Source organism: Flavobacterium sp. 38-13, assembly GCF_001899155.1.
GTDB lineage: Bacteria > Bacteroidota > Bacteroidia > Flavobacteriales > Flavobacteriaceae > Flavobacterium > Flavobacterium lindanitolerans.
Genome location: NZ_MKVG01000020.1, coordinates 70570 through 93968, shown reverse-complemented (window position 1 = coordinate 93968; position 23399 = coordinate 70570). Strand labels below are relative to the sequence as shown.

The window sequence follows — 23399 nt, the reverse complement described above, 5'->3', positions numbered from 1 at the left end:
TTTAATTTTTCTTGCTAGTGTAAATAAAAAATATTTGAAAATCGTACTGTCCACTTACCGTCATCGGAAAGAAAAACGTAAATTATTTTATAATTTTTGTCAATGCCTATGTCAAAACAAGTGTTTTTTGTTTTTGATACTATCTTTAAGACAGGAATATTTACATCTTTAGAATAATTATATCCGAAATTTTCATTCAGATTTTCAAAATTACCATCGAGATTTTTTTCGTAATATAGTTTATTATTGACATAAGCTTGGATACTATCTTTATATTCATTTAAAAAATAAACTGTAAATGCGTCTAGATTTTTTTCTGCAAGAGGTTTGTCTCTATCGGCACGTTTTATTTTGTCGTATTGTAATGTAACAGTACCTGAACATGAAATGTTGCTTATCACTTTTTCAGATGGTTTGCAGCTCAAGAATAATGATGTCATTAAAGCCATTAAAAAATTATATTTGATTTTCATTTTTAGATTTTGTTTTTTTATTTTTCTTTCCATCAATAATTTCATTATAACTCGATATATCATCCGTATTATATATTTTTCCCATATAATGCGTTGTTCCGTGTTTTCTTCTGATTCTTTCTGCATAAACTATTCCCAGAATAATTCCAATAATAGAGATTAAGACAGAAATCCAAAGTAATTCTTCATTAGAAAAATAAATGGCTAAGGCGATAAAAAGAAAAATGATAAAGGGTGAAAGAAAAATTTTTACCCAATAGATTATTTCAAATAGTTTATTCATGAGTTTGATTGTTAAATATCTGATTTTAATGTTTATCGTGATTGTGCTCAAAATGGTATTTCATTAGGAATAATTATAAAAATACCAAGCAGTACCACTATACATTATTAGATTAAAAAGTAAATAAAAAAAATTAAGCTTTGAACCAAATAACCTATTCAAAATCATCAGCATAATAAAGAAATGTAAAAAGAGAGTTGCAAGGTAAAAAATCCATATTTCTTTTTGATAATTGGAGCTACTTGCATATCCGAGCATAAAACAGATAACAAACCAGATAGTTAGCATAATAAGAAATGTTACTATGCTTATTGAGATAAATTTTATTTTTTCCATTTTTCCATACCAGTACATACTATGTTTGTTACAAACCTAGGCGTTTTCTAAAATCTTTCGCTACAGAAATCTGTAAAAATGGTTAAAATTTTTAAATCAACTGAATTTAGGATTGTTTTTAAGATGACTACATCAGTTTATTATTTGAATGAAATAATGACTCCTAAATTTCTATATTTGTTCTCCTCAACCACAACCTATGAAATTCTCACTGATCATCTGTACCTATAAAAGAGCTACTCCTTTGTTGACTCTTTTAGAATCTGTAGAGAAACAGACTGTGTACCCTGATGAGATTTTGGTTGTGGACGGCAGTCCGGACGATTTTACAAAAGCAGCTTTAGAAGAAAAACATTTCAAAGGACTTTCTTATTTTAAAGTTAGCGAACAAGACCGCGGACTTACCCGACAACGAAATTTCGGAATTAACAGGCTAATGCAGGAAACGGAAATTGTTTGTTTTTTAGACGATGATACCGTTTTGGAGCCTACCTATTTCGCAGAAATTCTATCGGTTTATAAACTACATCCTCAAGCTTTGGGCGTGGGTGGCTACATCACTAATGAAACAACATGGCAGCAAACTCCGGCTGGATATAAAGCGAAGACAAATGAATTTTTGTATGATGGCTGGAAGCGCAACGACGGCTCCCGTTTTGTAGCCCGAAAGAAATTAGGACTTGACAGCAATGTAGCGCCCGGTTTTGCTCCGGAATATTCTCATGGCAGAAGCATAGGCTTTTTGCCACCATCAGGAAAGATTTATGAAGTACAGCAACTAATGGGCGGCGTTTCCTCATTCAGAAAAGAGGTTTTTGACAGGCTTCGGTTTTCTACTTATTTTGAAGGTTATGGTTTATACGAAGATGCCGATTTTACATTACGACTTTCCAATTTAGGAAAGCTATATGTCAATACGAACGCCAGATTAGCGCATTATCACGACGCTTCAGGCAGGCCAAATAAATATGCTTACGGAAAAATGGTAGTGCGTAACGGCTGGTACGTATGGCGGTCTAAATACCCGAAACCATCTGGTAAAGCCAAATTAAAATGGCATAGCATTACACTGTTGCTAACTCTAATCCGTTATGGCAACGTATTTACTTCCTCGCAAAAAAAGCAAGCCTTTACAGAAGCATTGGGAAGAACGGTAGGCTGGTGGAGCCTGTTTTTTAGCAAACCTAAACAGAAACTGTCATGAAGTTTGCCATCATCACCCACGTACCGCACATAAAAGAAAATAGCAGGCTTTATGCCTATGCGCCCTATGTGCGGGAAATGAATCTGTGGATAGACAATGTAGATGAAGTGCTTTTGGTAGCGCCAACAGCAGATTTACAACCAAATGCCATCCATTTGCCCTATGAAAAAGAAGTCCGGTTTATGGAAATTCCGGGTTTTAATGCCATTGGGTTGAAGGCAAAAATTTCAGCTTTGTTTAAAATGCCCAAACTGATAGCCGTTATTTATAAAGCAATGCGTGAAGCCGACCATATCCATCTTAGATGTCCGGGCAATGTAGGCTTGTTGGGTTGTTTTGTACAGATTCTTTTTCCAAAGAAACCCAAGACTGCAAAATACGCCGGCAATTGGGATTCTGAATCACAACAGCCGTTTAGCTATAAATTCCAACGATGGATTTTAAGCAATACATTTCTGACCAGAAACATGCAGGTATTGGTGTATGGAAACTGGCCCAATCAGACAAAAAATATCCGACCTTTTTTTACGGCTACTTATAGTGAACAGGATAAAAAAGACATATCATTACGGACTTTAGATGGAAAAATAAAATTACTTTTTGCCGGAACATTGGCACAGGGAAAAAGGCCCCTTTATGCCATACAACTGGCAGAAAATTTAATCAATAAAGGATTTGCCATACAACTGGAACTTTTTGGAGATGGTCCGGAAAGAGATAAATTACAGGAATACATCATTAAAAATAATCTACAAAACCCGGTTTTGCTGAAAGGCAACCAAACCAAAGAAAGTTTACAACAGGCCTATGAAGAAAGTCATTTTTTAGTGTTACCTTCCAAAAGTGAAGGCTGGCCAAAAGTAGTGGCAGAGGCCATGTTCTGGGGGTGCGTTCCGGTTTCTAGCCGGGTTTCATGCGTTCCGGATATGCTTGATTATGGCACAAGAGGAGTATTGTTAGAAATGAATTTGGAACAGGATAGTGAAAATATAGCTGCTTTACTAAAAGCGCCGGAAGAATATAAAAACAAAGCCGAAAAAGCGATGCTTTGGTCCAGAAGATATACGTTGGATTATTTTGAAAGTGAAATTAAAAGTTTTTTAAAAAATAAATGAGAGTCCTGCAACTAATCGATTCGTTAGAAGCCGGTGGGGCCGAACGTATGGCGGTTAACTATGCCAATGGTCTCGCCAACAGGATAGCATTTTCGGCTCTTGCCGTTACACGCAAGCAAGGCATTTTGAAAGAACAGTTAGATAAAGCTGTTTCGTATACTTTTTTGGAAAGGAAACGGACTGTTGATTTCAAGGCTGTTTCCAGACTGAAACGCTTTGTGAAAGATAATAGTATAGACATCATACATGCTCATGGCACTTCCTATTTTATAGCAGTAATGCTCAAGATAGCCTATCCGAAAATAAAAATCGTATGGCACGACCACCACGGCGGAAGAAGTAGTCAAAAAGGATATAAGAATGCTGTTTTGAAAATGACTTCCCGCTTTTTTGATACTGTAATGGTCGTGAATCAGGAATTAAAAGCCTGGGCCGAACGTAATCTGGCAGTGGCTAAAGTAATATATCTTCCAAATTTTGCTGTGCGTGACAAGGTTGAGGAAAAGCAAACCACATTAAAAGGAACTGACGGTAAGAGAATCGTCTGCCTGTCAAATCTTAGATATCCTAAAAACCACGCCTTGCTTTTGGAAGCTTTTCGGGATTCCGGACTCCATAAAAAAGAATGGTCCCTGCATCTTATTGGTAAAGATTCTCAGGATGACTATTCTTCACATTTGAAACGTTTTATAAGCGACAATCGTCTCGACGATAGTATTTTTATTTACGGCAGCTGTTCGGATATCAGCAATGTATTGGAACAGGGAACTATAGGTGTCCTGGCCTCTGTCTTTGAAGGTTTTCCTGTGACGTTACTGGAATATGGAATGGCAGGTTTGGCAGTAGTTTCTACCAATGTTGGTTATTGTAGCGAAATCATACAAAACGAAAAAACAGGACTTTCTTTTACTCCATCAGATGTGGAAATGCTGACTGCACAACTGAAACGAATGGCAGACGACCAACAGTTGAGAAAATCCGTGTCCGAAGCCTTAAAAACAACAATAAGAGAAAGCTATTCTGAAGAAATTGTGATGAATGCCTTAATATTGCAATATCAAAACATTTTAAATGCAAAACAAAAGTAGACAGATTACCTATATCGGGCTTGTCTTATTGCATATTGCGATTGGCTTTGCAATATACTTGTTTCCGTTACTATCCAAGGTATACGGTTTGCTTACGTTGCTGATAGGTGTTGGCATTGTGATGAAGACTTCAAATAAGCACAATGAAGTATTATATATTTCGGCTTATATAGCCGGAAGCGAGGTTTTACTGCGAATGACCGGAGGAAATTTCCTGAATGAATTTTCCAAATATGGCGTAATGCTGTTTATGCTTATGGGAATTTTTTACAGTAGTTTTTCCAAAAATTCTATTCCGTATTGGATATACCTTTTGCTTTTGGTTCCCGGTGTGGTAATTTCTACCGTAACCCTGGATATCAGTACCGATGTAAGAAAGGCGATAACTTTTAATATTGTAGGGCCGGTTTGTCTGGGTCTCTGTTCAATTTATGCCTACAGGCGGAAAATTTCGTTTGCCGAACTCTCCAATGTTTTGCTGGCTGCGGTTTTGCCCATCTTGTCTACGGCCTGTTACCTGTTTATTTATTCTCCGGATGTTAAGGATGTAGTGACCGGTACATCCTCCAACTTTGAAACTTCCGGAGGTTTTGGACCTAATCAGGTTTCTACTATTCTCGGACTTGGATTTTTTATCTTTTTTTCGAGGATGCTCCTCAATTCTTCCAACAAGAGATACCTGTTAATCAATTTGTTTTTTGCACTTGTGCTCACTTTTAGGGCAATAGTTACTTTTTCCAGAGGAGGAGTAATTACGGGGCTGGTCATGATTGTTGTGCTTTTTGGAGCATTGTATACGATAGCCAATTTGCAGACCAAAATGAAATTGAATGTAGTGGTTATCCTGACTGTTCTGGCAGGAATCGGGGTTTGGGGCTATAGTTCCTTACAGACGAGCGGATTGATTGAGAAACGCTATGCCAATCAGGATGCTGCCGGACGTGAAAAGGAAGACCGACTGGGAGGAAGGGAACAAATTGCCTCAACCGAACTGCAGATGTTTCTTGAAAATCCGATATTGGGAATCGGGGTTGGAAAAAACAAAGAATACCGCGAGGAAATTACAGGTATTCGTGCAGCATCGCATAACGAACTGACCCGTATGTTGGCGGAACACGGCACATTGGGTATTTTTTCAATACTGATTTTATTTTTTACACCACTGGTTTTATATGTAGACAACAGGCATCATTTCTACCTGCTGTCCTTTTTTGTTTTTTGGTTCCTCACAATCAACCATGCTGCCATGCGACTCGTGGCTCCTGCTTTTATTTATTCGCTAACCTTACTCAAAGTATATTCTATTGAAAAACCTGCTGTACATAGGGAATAAATTATCGCAACATGGTTTTTCGGTGACTTCAATCGAAACTTTGGGACCGCTTTTGGAAGGTGAGGGCTATACGCTTTTTTATGCTTCTTCCAAAAAGAATAAGGCATTACGGCTGCTCGATATGGTATGGAGTACACTACGGTTAAGGAATAAAATTGATTATTTGCTCATCGATACCTACAGTACCTCCAATTTTTGGTATGCCTTTTTGGTCAGTCAGTTGGCTCGATTATTAAAGATAAAGTATATTCCGATGTTGCGGGGTGGTGACTTGCCGGGCAGGCTATCCAAAAATCCGGCATTATGTGCTATGATTTTTAATCATGCCTATAAAAATAGTGCTCCTTCGGGCTATCTTTTGGAACATTTCCAGAAAAAAGGCATCCAAAACATGGCCTATATTCCCAATACGCTCAATATGAGCAACTATAATTTTCTGAAACGGGAAATAACACAGCCCAAACTTTTATGGGTAAGGTCATTTGCAGCCATTTATAATCCGTTTATGGCTGTTGAGGTATTCCGTGAAATTAAAAAACAATTTCCTGAAGCATCGCTCTGCATGGTTGGGCCTGAAAAAGATGGAATGCTGGCAAAAACCAAAGAATTGGCGTTGAAATACAACCTGGATGTGAATTTCACAGGGAAACTTTCCAAAACCGATTGGATTCGTTTATCTGAGAATTACAATATTTTTATCAATACCACCCATTTTGACAATACACCGGTTAGTGTAATGGAAGCTATGGCTTTAGGTTTGCCTGTGGTGAGTACAAACGTTGGAGGAATTCCTTTTCTGCTGGATGACAAAAAAACAGCTCTTTTAGTAGATGACGGAAATACGGAAGCCATGATTAAAGCCGTAAAAGAGATAACTGAAAATAAGAACCTTGCAGAAGATTTGACGCAAAACGCCAGAGCAAAAGCCGAAAGTTTTGACTGGCAGCAGGTGAAGTCACTATGGAATAAAATTTTGTGTTAGCGATAGATTTGATATTACTAAAATAATGTTAAATTGCAATGCCCAAATCTACCATAGATGTTCTCATTTAAGAAAATACATTTTGAAATCTCGGAGCGCAAATTGCTTTTGCGGTTATTTGATGTATTGACGGTTATTTTGGCATTATACATAGTAGGACTGCTTTTCAAATTTGATTATTTCAGTATTTCCAAAGCTAATTTTTACTGGACGATTGTTTTAGGAATTTACCTGAATATTCTGGGAACCGTCTTTGAAATGTATAATCTGCAGACAGCCAGTAATCAGTATCAGATTATCAAAAGTATACTGCTCACTTCTTCCACGACAGTATTATTCTTTCTTCTGACACCTATTTTTACGCCGGTACTTCCATCCAACAGATTACAAATCATTTATTTTTTCCTGGCAATTACATTGGCCTTATTTGCATGGCGTATTTTTTATCAGGCATTTCTGGCTTCTCATCGTTTTTTGAAGCGGGTCGTTATGGTGTGCGACAAAAACCAGTTGGAAGAATTGGTAGCCTCGTTAGAAAAAGTAGACCCGCATTATAAAATACTGGGTTTCATCAATACAGATTCCAAAGGTGATACTGTGTCGAACCACGCTGGCGTGGCCAATATCGAAATTGCCGACCTGAATGGTTTTATAAGAAAAAATGGCGTATCGGAAATCGTTATTGCCTCGCAAAAAACAGACGGTATAACGGTTGATTTATATAACCGTCTTTTGGCTCTTTTGGAGCAGGGATTTGTAATTCGTGAATATACGCAGGTTTATGAAAATATTACACAGCGTATTCCGGTTCAGTATGTAGACAGGGATTTTTACAGATATTTTCCGTTTAGCCGAAGCAATCATAACAAACTTTACCTATTGCTGGCCCGACTTATTGAAATCCTGATTTCATTAGTTGGAATAGCTATTGGATTGTATCTGTTGCCGTTTATTTACGTCGCTAATTTTATCGGAAACAAAGGTCCGCTGTTTTATGTTCAGGAAAGAGTAGGGAAGAACGGAAAGATATTCCGGATTTATAAATTCAGGACAATGGTAAAAAATGCAGAGACAGATAAGGCTGTTTTTGCTACACAAAATGATAACAGGATTACCTTTTTCGGCAAATTTTTAAGGAAATCAAGAATAGATGAATTTCCGCAGTTTATCAATGTGCTCAAAGGCGACATGGCAGTTATCGGGCCAAGACCGGAACGTCCGTTTTTTGTAGAGCAGATAGCCAACCAAATGCCGTTTTATCAAACCCGTCACGTCATCAAACCCGGGCTAACGGGTTGGGCGCAGGTTAATTATTCCTATGGAGACTCCATCAAGGACAGCCTCATTAAGCTGCAATATGACCTGTATTATATCAAACACAGAAGTATTTTTCTGGACATCAACATTACCATCAAAACCATCAGCACGATTCTGTTCTATCGTGGGCAATAGCTAAGCTTTAGCAATTTTTGTCTTTTTGTTTTTTCTGGCAAGTTTCGCAAGAATTACCGTAGAAGTAATTAATATAGGCATAAATAACAGCAGTTGTGCCTTGTTGAAAATAACAATCAGATAAACAGCAATACAGGCTAGATTGAACAGGGCAAGATTGGATATCCACTTGCGGTTTTTCTTTTTGAAAAAGTAAACCAAAAACAGCAACGACGGATTGAACAAAAGCACATTATAATTCCAACGGACTTCTTCGTGTAGCGAATAAAAACCTACTGATGAAAGGAATAAACCTAATAATCCTAAAATAGTAAAGTAAGTAAGATAAACGGTATTGTTTTTTAATACGATTACCAAAAGTACCAAAGCTGAAAAAACGTAGATATTATTCCAGTAGGAAACTGTCTTTACAGGCTTGGCTTCAAAAATGGTCTTGGTTTCTGTAACCAAAGGTTTGCCATTATAAACAGTAGTTTTCAAAACATCCATTAATTCCAGCGGAAGAAACAATACTTCAGCTTTTTTATCGGTTTTTGGTCCAAAAATGATATTAACGCCTAGCTTCTGGAAAAAATTACTACTCAGATAAGGATTGAGTATTTCTCTGTAAGTTACAGTCACCGGTTTTTTTGTAGTAATGATTTTTCCGCCAAGCACATCATTTACCTTGTCAATAACCATAGTGGTACAGTTCTTATCGATAAATTTATAAGTATAAAAACGTTCGTCAGAATACAGGTTTTTGTTTAGTTCATCGAGTAGTTTCTGTTTTTGGATGGTACTGAGATTAAGTTCCTGTTCGTAAATTGAGCGGTTCTCTTCCCTGTAATTATATTCAAAGTCACGATATTGGTTGGTAGCCACAAAATATTGCAGGTCGCCTTTTACAAATTTGGCCAAAAAATAAGGCGTATTGAAATCAAAATAGCCAAAATTATAAACCACATCCAATCCGCGCTGTTCGTCTAAAATACGTAAGCCGGTATGTCCGTAAAGAGTGTGTGATTCATTGGCAGTACCTATGGTCAGGATGCTTACTTTTGAAGAATCGGATAAGATGGCACTTTGTGAAAAGCTTTTAGATAGCGGAAACGCCAGCAATAACAAAATAAGTAAGAGTCTGAATCTTGACATAGGATGAAATTAAAGCACAAATATCCGTAAAACTACTGAATATTTTCATGCCGGAACTACGCTAAAATTATCTCCTGAAGATACCCAGGTCTACTTTTACCGAAAAGATGTTAGAATACAAAGCCACACTCTGGTCGCCAATGTCTGTTAATGCATAATCTACCTGAATACCTTTGTACTTGAATCCAAGTCCGATGTTAGGCTGGAAACCTACTTTTTCGCTTCCGTCCAGCTGTTTTACATTTTGGAAATTTCCGACACCGGCTCTTAAAAAGACCAAATCAGTATATCCGAATTCAAAACCGACAGCCGGGTCAATGCTCACTACATCTGTAGAAATTATATCATTGGTACGGGCAAAGCTCATATTCAGGTTGGCTGCTGCCAGAATGCTGTAGTCGTAACGGATGATGAATTTTTTGGCAATCCCTAATTGTGCTTTTGGAAGCGTGATTTCAGAATCTTCCGGCAGTTCCTGGTTTTCGCCCGGAATGGCATCTTTGATTTTATTATAAGCTTTTTCGTCAATGTTCCAGATATTGTAGGTGGTAGTGACGTCACGCACCATCAATCCGAATTTCCAATCATTTCTTTCAAATTGTACTCCAATGTCGAAACCAAATCCCCAGGAATTGGCAAAGTCTCCAATAACACGTTTAATTACTTTGGCATTGACTCCGTACTGGAATCCCGGAATCTTTAATTTCCGGGCATAGGAAAAAGTCACGCCATAATCGGCTGTAGAAAACAGGCTGATTCGGTTGTAATCAATGTTTCCTTCGCTGTCAATTAATTCGGTTGTATTTAAGATGTCATCTACCCCAAAACGGATTACAGATAATCCCCACGCACTTTCGTTGTCAATTGGCATGGCAAAACCCGCGTAATCATATTGCGCAATATTGGCAAAATAGCTGGCATGCATTAAAGCAGCCTGTTTGTCTTCAAGGTAAATAAGCCCGGCCGGATTCCAATATCCGGAATTGACGTCATTAGTGCTGGCCGTCACGGCATTTGACATACCCAATGCGGCCGCATCGACACCAATATTCATAAATTCATTGGAATATTTCCTGACCGCTTGGCTGTAAGCAAAAGAGCATACCAGAAGAAAAGAAGCTATAAGGGGTTTTTTCAAAGCAAATTGTTTTTACAAGCCGAAATCTGTATTGTTAATTATCGTCCAAAAATATAAATTTTTATCGAGCTTCCTTCTTTGCCTTATAACAATAAATAATACTGAGGAATATCAAGTTAAAAATCTGTTATAAGAAACGCGCTGCACTATAAACTTATTGTGCTAAATTTGCGGTCACGCCAATTAAAAAAATAACACGATATGGGAATCAAGGCTCAAGTTCCGAATACTATTACATTGCTTAACCTCTTTTCAGGATGCATTGCACTAATCTTTGCTTTCCATCAGGATTTTAAGCTGGCCTTTCTGTTTGTGTGTCTTGGTATTTTTCTTGACTTTTTTGATGGCTTTTTTGCAAGGCTTTTTAAAGTTTCCAGTCCGCTTGGATTGCAACTCGATTCTTTGGCTGATATGGTAACCAGTGGCGTAGTTCCGGGTGTTGCCATGTACTATTTGATGAATCAGGCTTTGGGATTTCCGTCTTCAGGATGGCAGCTGTTTTTTCCTTATCTGGGTTTTATCATTACGTTAGGTTCCTGTTATCGTCTGGCTAATTTTAATATTGATACCCGTCAGACCGATTCTTTTATAGGTTTGCCAACTCCGGCAAATGCTCTTTTTATCTTAAGCCTTCCGCTTATTTTGCTTGATAACCAATACGGGTTTATTTCGCAGGCTTTGAGCAATCCGTGGGTATTGCTTGTAATTTCCCTTTTCAGCGCTTTTATGCTCAATGCCGAAATTCCTCTTTTTTCATTAAAAGTAAAAAGTGCAAGTTTTGCCAAAAACAAACTTCAGATAATCTTTCTGGTAGTATCTGCACTGCTTTTAGTGTTTTTTAAAGCTTTGGGAATTCCGTTATTGATTCTTTTTTATATAGCGTTGTCGGTTTTGACGAATAAGAAAAGTAGTTAAGATTGCAGATTTAAGATTTAAGATTTTTGCCGCTGATTGCTCAGATTTCACAGATTTGTTTAGGATTTATTAAATCACTTTAATCTTTTAATCTGTGGCATTAAAAAGCTATAATGTTGAATCTTTTTGCCGCTGATTTCGCAGATTTTCACAAATTTTTATTGAATCGTTTTAATCATTTAATCTGTGGCGTTAAAGAGCTATAATGTTGAATCTTTTTGCCACTGATTTCGCAGATTTTCACAGATTTGTTTAGGGTTTAATTGAATCATTTTAATCATTTAATCTGTGGCATTTGAAAAAAGTAACAATTCTCTTAATTCGGCGTTTTTATAATTTTAAGTTCCGGATATAACTTTTCCTCCAAAATATTTATTTTTACTGAATGAAGAAACCGGCTCCAATACGAAAATCTGCAGTGCGAAAATCCAAAAAGAAGAATAATTTCTTCTCCGGAAACGTATTGAAATTTTCGTTGTGGGCATTTTTTATCCTTTTACTTGCCGGAACAGCCTATCATTACAGGGAAGGACTGGCCTATTATTTCAGTTTTAAAACTGACAAGAGACTCGCAGAAGAAAAGCGAATCGCCGATGTCAGGATTTATCAGGTTTTAAGCAAACATGAGAATAAAGTATACGGTTTTGATGTGTCCGAATACCAGGGCGATGTAGATTGGGAAAAAGCAAATGCTATTGAAGAAAAATTTCCATTGGGATTTGTTTTCATTCGTGCCACAGCAGGAAAAAATAGGGTAGATGCTACCTTTAAAGACAATTGGAAGGAAGCGAAAAAACATAAGCTGATTCGGGGTGCTTATCATTATTACCGTCCGAATGAAAATTCTATTGAACAGGCCGATAATTTCATTAAAACTGTAAAACTCCATAAAGGCGATTTGCCGCCGGTTCTGGATATTGAAAAACTACCCAAAGAACAATCAATTGACAGCCTTAAGATTGGTCTGAAACGATGGCTGAAAAAAGTAGAAAAACACTATAACGTAAAACCGATCATCTATTCGGGAGAAAGCTATTATAATGATTTCCTGAAAGAAGAATTTAAAGGCTATACGTTTTGGATTGCCAACTATAATTTTTTTGAAGAAACCATCAAAGACGAATGGCTGTTCTGGCAATTCACAGAAAAAGCCACCGTACCCGGCATCAAAGGAACCGTTGATGTCAATATCTATAACGGCACACCAAAACAACTACAGTACTTCACCATCAACTAAAAACAAAAAAACCGAAAAGTACCAACTTCCCGGTTTCATGTCTATTCTCTATCATCTATTTTCTACAATCTACAATCTAAAATCATAAATCAAAAATCCCAAATCTAAAACTCCAATTTCTTCTTACGCAACTCAAAGTTTTGTCCTAAATAAACCCTTCTCACCATTTCGTCCTGAACCAGTTCTTCCGGAACGCCAGCCTTTAAGATGCCACCTTCAAACATCAGATAGGTCTTATCCGTAATAGCAAGTGTTTCCTGTACGTTGTGGTCAGTAATAAGGATTCCGATATTTTTATTTTTTAACTGGGCTACAATTCTTTGAATGTCTTCTACTGCCACCGGGTCAACTCCGGCAAATGGTTCGTCCAATAAAATAAATTTAGGATCGGTTGCCAAAGCACGGGCAATTTCCGTACGGCGTCTTTCACCTCCGGAAAGCAGGTCGCCTCGGTTGGTGCGGATATGCCCTAAGCTGAATTCGGCAATAAGGCTTTCCATTTTGGCTTCCTGTTCCTGCTTGGAAAGATTAGTTAATTGAAGCACGCTCATAATATTGTCTTCAATGCTCAGTTTTCTAAAAACGGAAGCTTCCTGTGCCAGATAGCCAATTCCGTTCTGTGCTCTTTTATACATCGGATAATCTGTGATTTCGGTATTGTCAAGATAGATTTTGCCGCTATTTGGTTTGACCAAACCTACAATCATATAGAAGGAAGTCGTTTTTCCGGCACCATTAGGTCCCAGAAGACCTACAATTTCTCCTTGATTTACTTCAACAGAAATACCTTTTACGACACTTCTTCCTTTGTATGTTTTGACCAGATTGTCAGCTCTTAGAATCATATTCCGATTTTTTAATCTTTATAAAATTGCCGAACAAATAAACGACTATTCAGAAAAATGCGGTTACTAATTAACAATTATTTATTTTCTTCCAGGGCTTCCCAAAATTCGTAAGCTCTTCTCAAATGCGGGATTACGATAGTACCGCCTACTAAAGTAGCAATACTCATCGCTTCCATCATTTCTGCTTTTGTGATACCTTCCTTGTAACAGGTTTCCAAATGATATTTTACGCAATCATCGCAACGCAAAACGGCAGAAGCTACCAATCCAAGCAGTTCTTTGGTCTTTACATTTAGTGCGCCTTCCATATAGGCGTTAGTATCAAGGTTGAAAATCCTTTTGATGACTTTGTTGTCGTCATTCAGCAGTTTTTCATTCATTACCTGACGGTAATCGTTGAATTCTTTAACTAGATTGCTCATTTTTCAGCTTATTTTTTAGTACCCAGCCCGAAATAAAAATACTGAGTTCGTATAATATTAATAATGGAATTGTCACGATAATCTGGCTCACCACATCAGGAGGTGTCACAATAGCCGCAATAATCAGGATGATAACGATAGCGTATTTTCTGTATTTCCTTAAAAATGTAGGTGTTATCAATCCTAATTTGGAAAGGAAAAACATAACAATTGGCAATTCAAAAACCAAACCACACGACAGCGTAGTGCTTCGTATTAGTGAGATATAGGAATCCAAATCAATATCGTTATGAATTTGCGTACTCACCTGATATCCGGCCAGGAAGTTGATGGAAAGCGGCGTAATGATAAAATAGCCAAACAAAACTCCAAGGAAAAACAGGAAAGAAGCCACGGCCAGGAACAGCTTGGCATTTTTCTTTTCCTTATCGTATAATGCCGGGCTGATAAATTTCCAGCATTCCCACAAAATAAAAGGAAAGGCAAGAATAAAACCGGCGGTTATAGAGGTCCAGATGTGCGCATTGAACTGTCCGGACATGACACGGCTCTGTACGTCAAAATTAATTTTATAATCACAAAAACCTTCTCCCGTACTTCCGAAGAATTTACTCACTTCGCAAAACCAACGGTAAGTGATGAAATTAGGGTCTTTTGGCCCGAATATAATTTTGTCAAAAATAAAATCACTGAAGAAGAATGCAACAGTAGAAGCGATGACTATAGCTAATGTACTTCTGATTAACAACCATCGGAGTTCTTCCAGATGGTCCAGAAACGACATTTCGTTTACGTTTTTCTTTTTAGCCATAATTTATACGATTCCTTCTTTTAAAATATCATGGAGGTGGATTACACCTAAATAATTGCCTTCATCCACTACAACCAGCTGTGTTATGGAGAAATCTTCCAAGATGTTTAACGCATCAACAACCATATCGCTGGATTTAATCATCTTCGGATTTTTGGTCATAATGTCTTTTGCAGTCAGGTCGTTAAAAGTATCACGGTCGTTAAGCATTCTTCGGATATCTCCATCAGTAATGATGCCTATTACCTTGTCGTTTTCTACCACGGCTGTAACACCCAGTCTTTTTTCAGAAATTTCCACAATAACTTTTTTGATGCTCGAATCCGGAGCTACGACAGGTCTGTGAGTCGTGTCGAGCATATCTTTTACGCGAAGCAACAATTTTTTTCCTAACGCACCACCCGGATGGTATTTGGCAAAATCCTCGCTCTTAAAATCGCGAAGTTCCATCAAGGCCACAGCCAGGGCATCGCCAATAACGAGTTGAGCCGTTGTGCTGTTGGTAGGGGCAAGGTTAATTGGGTCACATTCTGACTCAACATACGCATTTAAGACATAATCGGATTCTTTTCCAAGAAAAGAAGTTAAATTTCCGGTAATCGCAATTAAAATGTTTCCAAAACGTTTTAGTAGCGGAACCAGCACTTTGATTTCCGGACTGTTACCGCTTTTTGAAATGCAGATAACGACATCGTCTTGCTGTACCATTCCCAAATCGCCGTGAATGGCTTCTGAAGCATGCAGGAACATGGACGGAGTTCCGGTTGAATTGAGCGTCGCCACAATTTTTTGGGCAATGATTGCGCTTTTTCCTATTCCGGTAACAATCAGGCGACCTTTTGACTTGAAAATGATTTCTACGGCTTCGGCAAAATCGTTGGTGAGAAGTTCTGAAAGATTTGCAATTGCTTTACTTTCAGCTAATATTGTTTTTTTGGCAGACGCCAATATTGCTTCTTTTTCTATCAAAACAGATTTTTTATAAAATTTGTGGTTATAAAAGAAAGTTGTATCTTTATGTTGTGCAAATTTATGTAAAATACCATTAAAAAAGAATGAATTCAAACGAAATTGACATCCACAAAGAATTAAAAAAATATTTTGGCTTTAGCCAATTTAAGGGATTGCAAGAACAAGTTGTCAAGAGTATCATAAACAGAAATAATACATTCGTTATTATGCCTACCGGTGGTGGAAAATCCCTCTGCTACCAACTTCCGGCCCTAATCAAGGAAGGTACTGCAATTGTAGTTTCTCCGCTGATTGCCCTTATGAAAAATCAGGTGGATGCCATCCGAAGCCTTTCTTCAGAAAATGGAATCGCCCACGTTTTAAATTCATCACTTACAAAAACCGAAATAGCTCAGGTAAAAAAAGATATCGTTTCCGGAATCACAAAACTATTATACGTAGCCCCGGAATCGCTTACCAAAGAAGAATACATACAGTTTCTAAAAAGTGTGCCGCTTTCTTTTGTGGCGATTGACGAAGCACACTGTATTTCGGAATGGGGACACGATTTCCGCCCGGAATACCGAAACCTCCGTACCATCATCAAACAACTGGGAGATATTCCCGTAATCGGACTCACGGCTACGGCCACGCCAAAAGTACAGGAAGACATTCTGAAGAACCTGGATATGGTCAATGCCAAGACTTTCAAGGCATCGTTCAACCGTCCGAATTTGTTTTATGAAGTACGCACAAAAACTAAAAATATTGAATCGGACATCATCCGGTTCATCAAACAGCATAAAGGAAAATCAGGAATCATCTATTGCCTTAGCCGTAAAAAGGTAGAGGAAATAGCGCAGGTTTTGCAGGTAAACGGAATCAGTGCGGTTCCGTATCATGCAGGACTTGATGCCAAGACACGTGCCAAACATCAGGATATGTTCCTGATGGAAGATGTTGATGTGGTGGTAGCAACAATTGCTTTTGGAATGGGAATTGACAAGCCGGATGTTCGTTTTGTCATTCACCATGATATTCCAAAATCATTGGAAAGCTATTATCAGGAAACCGGTAGGGCAGGGCGTGACGGCGGCGAAGGTCATTGCCTGGCTTATTATTCGTATAAAGACGTAGAAAAGCTGGAAAAATTTATGGCCGGAAAACCGGTGGCCGAACAGGAAATTGGTTTTGCACTTTTGCAGGAAGTGGTTGCTTATGCAGAAACTTCCATGTCTAGAAGGAAATTCTTATTGCATTACTTTGGAGAAGAATTCGACAGCGAAACAGGAGAAGGTGCCGATATGGACGACAACGTAAGGAATCCGAAGAAAAAAGTCGAGGCAAAAGACCAGGTGGTCAAATTGCTGAAGATTGTTCGCGATACCAAACACCTATACAAATCAAAAGAAATTATTTTCACCCTGATTGGAAAAATCAACGCTACCATCAAAGCGCATAAAACCGATGCGCAGAGTTTCTTTGGCAGCGGTGCCGATTTTGATGAGCGTTACTGGATGGCTTTAATCCGTCAGGTTTTGGTAGACGGTTATCTGTCAAAAGATATTGAAACCTACGGCATATTAAAACTTACAGAAAAAGGAGCGGATTTTATCAAAAACCCGACTTCCTTTATGATGTCTGAAGACCATGATTATAACGAATCAGAGGACGAGGCTATCGTTACAGCAGCCAAATCTTCGGGTACGGCCGATGAGGTTTTGATGGGCATGCTGCGCGATTTGCGTAAAAAAGTAGCCAAAAAACTGGGCGTACCGCCATTTGTGGTATTCCAGGATCCGTCATTGGAAGATATGGCCTTGAAATATCCGGTTTCTATTGAAGAATTAGGTAGCGTTCACGGTGTTGGAGAAGGAAAAGCCAAGAAATACGGTAAAGACTTTGTTGAGCTGATTGGACGTTATGTGGAAGATAATGACATTATCCGTCCGGATGATTTGGTTGTAAAATCGACAGGAGCGAATTCGGCTTTGAAATTATACATCATCCAAAACGTAGACAGAAAACTTTCCCTAAACGATATCGCAAAAGCCAAAGGATTGGATATGGACGTTTTGCTAAAAGAAATGGAGCAGATTGTCTATTCCGGTACCAAACTGAATATCAAATACTGGATTGACGATATTTTAGACGAAGACCAACAGGAAGAAATCCATGAATATTTTATGGAATCCGATTCCGATAATATAAAAGACGCCCTTAAGGAATTTGATGGCGATTATGACATTGAAGAACTTCGTTTGATGCGCATTAAGTTTATTAGCGAAGTAGCGAATTAGGGGGTTTCAGATTTCAGATTTCAGATTTCAGAAAGTAGAATAAAGATAAGGATTTATCTGCAAACTGCTTTCTGAAATCTTATTTTTTACACTCACTCCCCACTATCGACTATCCACTTTCAACTATCAACTATTCCCAGATTTCCCCTCTATGCGGTTTCAAAGCATCTCTCACCGCAATCATATTCTCTTCTTCCACGACCATAAAAGCTATGGCGTGCATTTCGTGTAGAGTTTCGAATCCGGTGATGTTAAGCGGAAGCTTTTCAGCTTCGATAAATTCTTTAAGGTGGATTTCATGATGTTCAGCGGTTTTGGTGCTGGCAGGTCCCCTGAAATCCCATATAAGTTTAATTCTTCTGGACATTCTTTATTGTTTTTTTAAAATGCAAATCTACGAACTTATAATCGCCTGCTCTTTTTTTGTATAGAAATAGTCACAAAAGTTTAAATCACTAACATCAAACTTTGCGTCTTAGCGCCTTTGCGAGCCACTATTTCACGCAAAGGCGCAAAGACGCAAAAATTATTGAAATTTGTTTTTGGTATACGTTTCAGATAGTCAATAAAGTTTATATTTGGGAAAAGATGTATCATGAAAATATCCCACTATCTCTTTCTTTTTTGTTTTCAATTCAGTTTTTCACAGGAACTGACTTTAGAAAAAGCAAACCATCTCGCTACCTTACCCATCAAATGCCTGCAACAGGAATATCCTAACAAATTAGGACAATTATTACAGGATGCTACAGAACTACAATCGCCTAAAAAATTGCATCCGGCATTTTACGGCTGTTTTGACTGGCATTCCTCCGTTCACGGACACTGGAGTTTGGTTTATCTGCTAAAGCGATTTCCGGATTTAGACAAACGTGATGAAATCATACAGAAATTAAAGGTAAACCTCTCCAAAGAAAATATACAGCAGGAAGTAGCCTATCTTTCCAAAGAACATGAAAAATCGTTTGAACGTACTTACGGCTGGGCATGGTTGCTGAAACTGCAATTGGAACTGGAAACTTCAAACGAACCGTATGCAAAAGAACTGGCAGATAATTTAAAACCGCTGTCGGATATTATTATCACACTATATATCGAATTTTTGCCAAAGCTATTATATCCGGTACGGGCAGGAACGCATGCGAATACAGCTTTCGGATTGAATTTTGCATGGGATTATGCAGTGCATTCCAATAATCAGGCTTTGCAAAAAAGTATTTGGGTAAATGCGATGCGCTTATTTCAAAACGATAAAGACTGCCCTTTTGCATGGGAGCCCAGCGGAACCGATTTTCTTTCGCCTTGTCTGGAAGAAATGGGTATTATGCAGCGTATTCTGCCCCGTGAAGAATTCCTCAAATGGATGAAAAGCTTTGCGCCATCGCTTTTTAATAAAAGGTTTACGTGGGATGTGGCAAAAGTTTCAGACCGCACAGACGGACATTTGGTACACTTAGACGGATTAAACTTTAGTCGTGCCTGGAACTTATATTCCTTAATCAAACAATATCCGAAAGAGTTTTGGTATTTAAAGGATGCGGCAGACAAACATCTGGATTTTTCCCTGCCATCTGTGGTCGATGGGAACTACGAAGGTGAGCATTGGCTGGCTTCTTTTGCGTTGCGGGCTTATGAAGAAAAGAATAACTTGAAGTAAGTTTTTTTGTATATTTGAATAAAACAAACGTATGATAAACAACTACTTAACTAAAAAATTATTTGGCGTATTGCTTCCCTTGCTTTTCCTTTCAACCAAAGGTAATGCGCAATATACGGTATCAGCGATACCACATCAGGCCTATACTTTAATCTCGCCAACGCCATTATTTAATGTAGATGACCGTAATTCGCCGGTCATAACATTGCCGTTTAACTTTACTTTTTATGGCAACACCTATAATCAATTGGTTGTATCTTCAAACGGATACATCGATTTTAGGACAAATCTGGCTAATCAAAACGGACCGTGGCAGATTACAACTCCAATCCCAAATGCAGGATTTGGAATTAAAAACGCAATTCTGGCCTGTTATCACGATTTGAATAATAGCGGCGGAACGGGAACCATTTCCTACTCAATCGTAGGTGCAGCCCCTTACAGAAAATTCATATTGATGTTTATTAACCAACCTCAGTATGGTCCTTGCTCAACTCAGAAAAGTACATTTCAGGCAGTACTTTATGAAACATTAAACACTATCGACGTACAGATCATAAGCAAGCCAAGTTGTACTGCATGGAATAACGGAATGGCAGTGACAGGTATAGTCAATGAAACAGGAACTATAGCACTGACACCTCCCGGAAGAAACTCAGGTTCATGGTCGGCAACTCAGGAAGGCTGGAGATTTAGCCTTCCGTCAGAAGTAAATACGTATAAATACACAAAATGTGACGCTAACTCAGACGGTCTTGAAACGTTCAATCTTCAGGTAGTTAAAGATGATTTAGCGGCTCCTAATATGGAGTTTTATGAAACTTTAGCAGATTTGTATAATCAAGTTAGTCCGATAATGTTAACTTACAGCAATCTCTATCCTGATCAAACTATTTACGCTGAAAATAATGGACAGGTTACTAAAGTGATTCTTAGAGCCATTAATTGTAATGTGGATTATGATTTGGATACTGTCGCAACAGCTTCTGAAGACCTGAATGGTGACGGAAATCTTGAAAATGATGATACGGATGGAGACGGTATTCCAAACTTCCTTGACAATGATGATGATGGAGATATGGTGCTGACTTCTTTTGAATATGTATTTACTTCGGGAAGAAATTCAGATGCTGCCAATTCTGCTTTAGATACAGATAATGATGGTATTCCAAATTATTTGGATAATGATGATGACGGTGATGGTGTCCTGACAATCAATGAGGATTATAACAGAAACAATAACCCGGCCGACGATGATACTAACAATAACGGTCTGCCTGACTTCTTAGAGAGGGCAGTGGCTTTGGGTGTTAACGAACATGCTCTTAACAACTTGATTTCATTATATCCAAACCCGGCTTCAAATCTTTTAAACATTGATAACAGAACCAACGAAGTGATTTCAAACATTGCGATATACTCCATTAACGGAATGTTGGTAAAACAGGTTCCAAACGCAGCAAATGTGACTTCTATTCCGGTTTCTGAACTGCAAACGGGAATGTATTTCGTGAAAATGGAAGTAGGCAATCAGGTGATGAACTACAAGTTTATCAAGAAATAAAATCATATTTTAGTTTTTATAAAAAGGTTTGGCGAAAGCTGAACCTTTTTTATTTTACAATCTCTGATTTATGAAAAACCATTAAATTATGGTAAAAAATAATCCTTTTTCTACCTTTGCCCCATGCCAAGAGAATTTCAAATACAAGTAGCGCCCGAAGTGGCTGCCAATTCACAATTATTGACGGGACATGTTGCCAGACTGATGCAGGTAAATCCTGCCGAAATCAGGCATATTGCCATATTGAAACGTTCTATTGACGCCCGGCAAAAAGCTATCAAAATTAATCTGAAGATTCAGGTCTATTGGAAAGAAGATTTTCAAGAAACCAAAATTGCCCTTCCGGAGTATAAAGATGTGTCCGGCAAGCAGGAAGTAATTGTTATTGGTGCAGGGCCTGCGGGGCTTTTTGCAGCCTTGCAATTGATTGAATTGGGACTAAAGCCTATTGTGTTGGAGCGTGGCAAGGATGTGCAGGAAAGACGCCGTGATTTAAAAGCCATCAACAGAGATCATATCGTAAACGAAGATTCCAACTATTGTTATGGCGAAGGCGGAGCCGGAACTTATTCTGACGGTAAATTGTATACGCGTTCTAAAAAACGTGGCGATGTAGACCGTATTTTGGAATTGTTCGTAGGCTTTGGAGCTTCAGAAGAAATTCTGGTAGAAGCGCATCCGCATATCGGGACCAACAAGCTACCGAAAATCATCAAGGCCATGCGCGAAAAGATTATCGAGTTTGGAGGTGTCGTTTTGTTTGATACGCGAGTAACCGATATTTTAGTAAAAAACAACGAAGTAGAAGGAGTAGCAACCCAAAAGGGCGACATCATAAAAGCTTCAAAAATCATATTGGCTACTGGCCATTCGGCAAGGGATATTTTTGAATTGCTTGACCGAAAGAAAATTTTTATCGAAGCCAAGCCTTTTGCTTTGGGTGTTCGTGCGGAGCATCCGCAAACGCTGATTGACAGCATACAGTACAGTTGCGATTTCCGTGGCGATTATCTTCCACCAGCGCCATACTCTATCGTAAAACAGGTAAATGGCAGGGGAATGTATTCCTTCTGTATGTGTCCGGGTGGCGTGATTGCGCCTTGTGCTACAAGTCCGGGTGAAGTAGTGACGAATGGTTGGTCGCCATCCAAGCGTGATCAGGAAACGGCCAATTCTGGTATTGTAGTCGAACTCAAACTGGAAGATTTTAAACCGTTTGCCAAATTTGGCGCTTTGGCGGGAATGGAGTTCCAAAAAAGCATCGAACAGCGTGCCTGGCATTTGGCGGGCGAAACCCAACGGGTTCCGGCACAGCGTATGGTTGATTTTACGCAAAGTAAGGTTTCTGCCGATATTCCAAAAACATCTTATGTTCCGGGAACCACTCCGGTAGAACTGGGACAGGTTTTTCCGGGCTTTTTAACGCAGATTATGCGCGAAGGATTTGTGCAATTTGGCAAATCCATGCGAGGTTATATGACCAATGAAGCTATTTTGCATGCACCGGAATCAAGAACTTCCTCGCCGGTGCGTATTCCAAGAGATAACTTTTCGTTAGAGCATGTGCAAATCAAAGGACTCTATCCGTGTGGAGAAGGCGCAGGTTATGCCGGAGGAATTATTTCTGCCGCTATTGATGGGGAAAAATGTGCGTTAAAGATTGGCGAGAGTTTGGGGATTGCTACGACCTGATAACTACAAACGAACACAGGACGAATTAGCCCTACAATAAAAAACCTCTATCAAATAGAGGCTTTTTGTTTATCACGAATTTGTAATTATTATGGGCAATGAGGTGCGGCACATTGTGCATTCAAAGCTGCTACGGTATCTCCTGTTAGCAAAACTCCGCCTACTGTAACATATACGTTTATAGCCGTTTTAGGCACGTTAAAGATACGTCCGCCGGCACCAGCATGAATCCCGTTCACATACCAATTGATATCTCCCGGAGGAAGAGGGTCTCCTGCAATTTTTACCCTGATATGCGTTGATGTACAGGATGCAACACACAAAGAATTGGCAAGCATTTTTTTGTGAGTAGCGGCTTCTTTTTTAGGGCTACTGCTGAGTGATGTAAATCCAAACAGCAATAAAGGGATTGCTAATAAAAGTAATTTTTTCATAATGTAAATGTGTAAATGGTTAATAATAAA

Annotated in this window: 22 protein-coding genes; 12 read left to right on the top strand and 10 right to left on the bottom strand. The window is 38.6% G+C overall.

Going from position 1 to position 23399, the window contains the following annotated elements; translation table 11 throughout:
- Positions 1-14: 14 nt before the first annotated feature.
- Entirely contained in the window at positions 15-473 is a 459-nt protein-coding gene (locus BGO88_RS15015; RefSeq protein ID WP_286707412.1) for a hypothetical protein, read from the bottom strand.
- Entirely contained in the window at positions 457-756 is a 300-nt protein-coding gene (locus tag BGO88_RS15010) for a hypothetical protein (protein ID WP_286707411.1), read from the bottom strand. Before BGO88_RS15010 ends, BGO88_RS15015 begins: the two co-directional genes overlap by 17 nt.
- A 535-nt stretch (positions 757-1291) precedes the next feature.
- Between BGO88_RS15010 and BGO88_RS15005 the strand changes: the two genes are divergently transcribed.
- Genes BGO88_RS15005 through BGO88_RS14980 form a run of 6 tightly spaced genes read left to right on the top strand, consistent with a single transcriptional unit; the run spans position 1292 to position 8266 of the window.
- The gene (locus BGO88_RS15005; protein WP_286707410.1) at positions 1292-2296 is read left to right on the top strand and encodes a glycosyltransferase family 2 protein; all 1005 of its coding nucleotides are present in this window, start codon (positions 1292-1294) and stop codon (positions 2294-2296) included.
- A complete protein-coding gene (locus BGO88_RS15000; protein WP_286707409.1) occupies positions 2293-3411 on the top strand; it encodes a glycosyltransferase family 4 protein in 1119 nt (372 codons plus the stop codon). The genes BGO88_RS15005 and BGO88_RS15000 overlap by 4 nt, the downstream gene beginning before the upstream one ends.
- Positions 3408-4499, top strand: a complete 1092-nt coding sequence (locus BGO88_RS14995) for a glycosyltransferase (protein WP_286707408.1) — start codon at positions 3408-3410, stop codon at positions 4497-4499. Before BGO88_RS15000 ends, BGO88_RS14995 begins: the two co-directional genes overlap by 4 nt.
- Positions 4483-5832 carry an O-antigen ligase family protein gene (locus BGO88_RS14990; RefSeq protein ID WP_286707407.1) on the top strand — a complete coding sequence of 450 codons (1350 nt, stop codon included), beginning with the start codon at positions 4483-4485 and terminating at the stop codon, positions 5830-5832. The genes BGO88_RS14995 and BGO88_RS14990 overlap by 17 nt, the downstream gene beginning before the upstream one ends.
- Entirely contained in the window at positions 5804-6814 is a 1011-nt protein-coding gene (locus tag BGO88_RS14985) for a glycosyltransferase family 4 protein (RefSeq protein WP_286707406.1), read from the top strand. Before BGO88_RS14990 ends, BGO88_RS14985 begins: the two co-directional genes overlap by 29 nt.
- A 57-nt stretch (positions 6815-6871) precedes the next feature.
- Positions 6872-8266: a sugar transferase gene (locus BGO88_RS14980; RefSeq protein WP_056068633.1), complete on the top strand. Its 1395-nt coding sequence runs from the start codon at positions 6872-6874 to the stop codon at positions 8264-8266.
- Here the strand turns inward: BGO88_RS14980 and BGO88_RS14975 are convergent, their stop codons facing one another.
- Together BGO88_RS14975 and BGO88_RS14970 are read right to left on the bottom strand one after the other, a co-directional pair.
- Positions 8267-9400: a lipoprotein N-acyltransferase Lnb domain-containing protein gene (locus tag BGO88_RS14975; RefSeq protein ID WP_286707405.1), complete on the bottom strand. Its 1134-nt coding sequence runs from the start codon at positions 9398-9400 to the stop codon at positions 8267-8269.
- 67 nt (positions 9401-9467) lie between these two features.
- A complete protein-coding gene (locus tag BGO88_RS14970) occupies positions 9468-10538 on the bottom strand; it encodes a putative type IX sorting system protein PorV2 (RefSeq protein ID WP_502686515.1) in 1071 nt (356 codons plus the stop codon).
- Between the two features lie 201 nt (positions 10539-10739).
- On the opposite strand from BGO88_RS14970, the gene BGO88_RS14965 reads away from it, so the two are divergent.
- Positions 10740-11453, top strand: a complete 714-nt coding sequence (locus BGO88_RS14965; RefSeq protein WP_286707404.1) for a CDP-alcohol phosphatidyltransferase family protein — start codon at positions 10740-10742, stop codon at positions 11451-11453.
- 385 nt (positions 11454-11838) lie between these two features.
- Positions 11839-12690 carry a glycoside hydrolase family 25 protein gene (locus BGO88_RS14960; protein WP_286707403.1) on the top strand — a complete coding sequence of 284 codons (852 nt, stop codon included), beginning with the start codon at positions 11839-11841 and terminating at the stop codon, positions 12688-12690.
- A 104-nt stretch (positions 12691-12794) separates the two neighbouring features.
- Here BGO88_RS14960 and lptB read toward each other — a convergent pair whose 3' ends face one another.
- The 4 genes from lptB to BGO88_RS14940 all read right to left on the bottom strand — a co-directional run bounded on the left by lptB (position 12795) and on the right by BGO88_RS14940 (position 15740).
- Positions 12795-13535 (bottom strand): LPS export ABC transporter ATP-binding protein, encoded by a 741-nt coding sequence (lptB, locus tag BGO88_RS14955; RefSeq protein ID WP_056068628.1) that lies wholly within the window; start codon positions 13533-13535, stop codon positions 12795-12797.
- 77 nt (positions 13536-13612) lie between these two features.
- On the bottom strand, positions 13613-13960 hold the full coding sequence (locus tag BGO88_RS14950; RefSeq protein WP_056068627.1) for a carboxymuconolactone decarboxylase family protein: 348 nt from the start codon (positions 13958-13960) through the stop codon (positions 13613-13615).
- On the bottom strand, positions 13944-14771 hold the full coding sequence (gene tatC, locus BGO88_RS14945) for a twin-arginine translocase subunit TatC (RefSeq protein ID WP_056068624.1): 828 nt from the start codon (positions 14769-14771) through the stop codon (positions 13944-13946). The genes BGO88_RS14950 and tatC overlap by 17 nt, the downstream gene beginning before the upstream one ends.
- A gap of 3 nt (positions 14772-14774) precedes the next feature.
- Positions 14775-15740, bottom strand: a complete 966-nt coding sequence (locus BGO88_RS14940) for a KpsF/GutQ family sugar-phosphate isomerase (RefSeq protein WP_180326457.1) — start codon at positions 15738-15740, stop codon at positions 14775-14777.
- A gap of 86 nt (positions 15741-15826) precedes the next feature.
- Here BGO88_RS14940 and recQ point away from each other — a divergent pair, with 86 nt between their 5' ends.
- Positions 15827-18022: a DNA helicase RecQ gene (gene recQ / locus BGO88_RS14935; RefSeq protein WP_056068620.1), complete on the top strand. Its 2196-nt coding sequence runs from the start codon at positions 15827-15829 to the stop codon at positions 18020-18022.
- A gap of 130 nt (positions 18023-18152) precedes the next feature.
- Here recQ and BGO88_RS14930 read toward each other — a convergent pair whose 3' ends face one another.
- Complete coding sequence (locus BGO88_RS14930) at positions 18153-18389, bottom strand: hypothetical protein (RefSeq protein WP_286707402.1); 237 nt, start codon at positions 18387-18389, stop codon at positions 18153-18155.
- 228 nt (positions 18390-18617) lie between these two features.
- On the opposite strand from BGO88_RS14930, the gene BGO88_RS14925 reads away from it, so the two are divergent.
- The 3 genes from BGO88_RS14925 (at position 18618) to BGO88_RS14915 (ending at position 22935) form a co-directional block, all read left to right on the top strand.
- Entirely contained in the window at positions 18618-19679 is a 1062-nt protein-coding gene (locus tag BGO88_RS14925; protein WP_286707401.1) for a DUF2891 domain-containing protein, read from the top strand.
- A gap of 31 nt (positions 19680-19710) precedes the next feature.
- Positions 19711-21243 carry a T9SS type A sorting domain-containing protein gene (locus tag BGO88_RS14920; protein WP_286707400.1) on the top strand — a complete coding sequence of 511 codons (1533 nt, stop codon included), beginning with the start codon at positions 19711-19713 and terminating at the stop codon, positions 21241-21243.
- A gap of 123 nt (positions 21244-21366) precedes the next feature.
- Complete coding sequence (locus BGO88_RS14915; protein WP_286707399.1) at positions 21367-22935, top strand: NAD(P)/FAD-dependent oxidoreductase; 1569 nt, start codon at positions 21367-21369, stop codon at positions 22933-22935.
- Between the two features lie 89 nt (positions 22936-23024).
- On the opposite strand, the gene BGO88_RS14910 is transcribed toward BGO88_RS14915, so the two are convergent.
- The gene (locus BGO88_RS14910) at positions 23025-23369 is read right to left on the bottom strand and encodes a hypothetical protein (RefSeq protein WP_286707398.1); all 345 of its coding nucleotides are present in this window, start codon (positions 23367-23369) and stop codon (positions 23025-23027) included.
- Positions 23370-23399 lie beyond the last annotated feature (30 nt).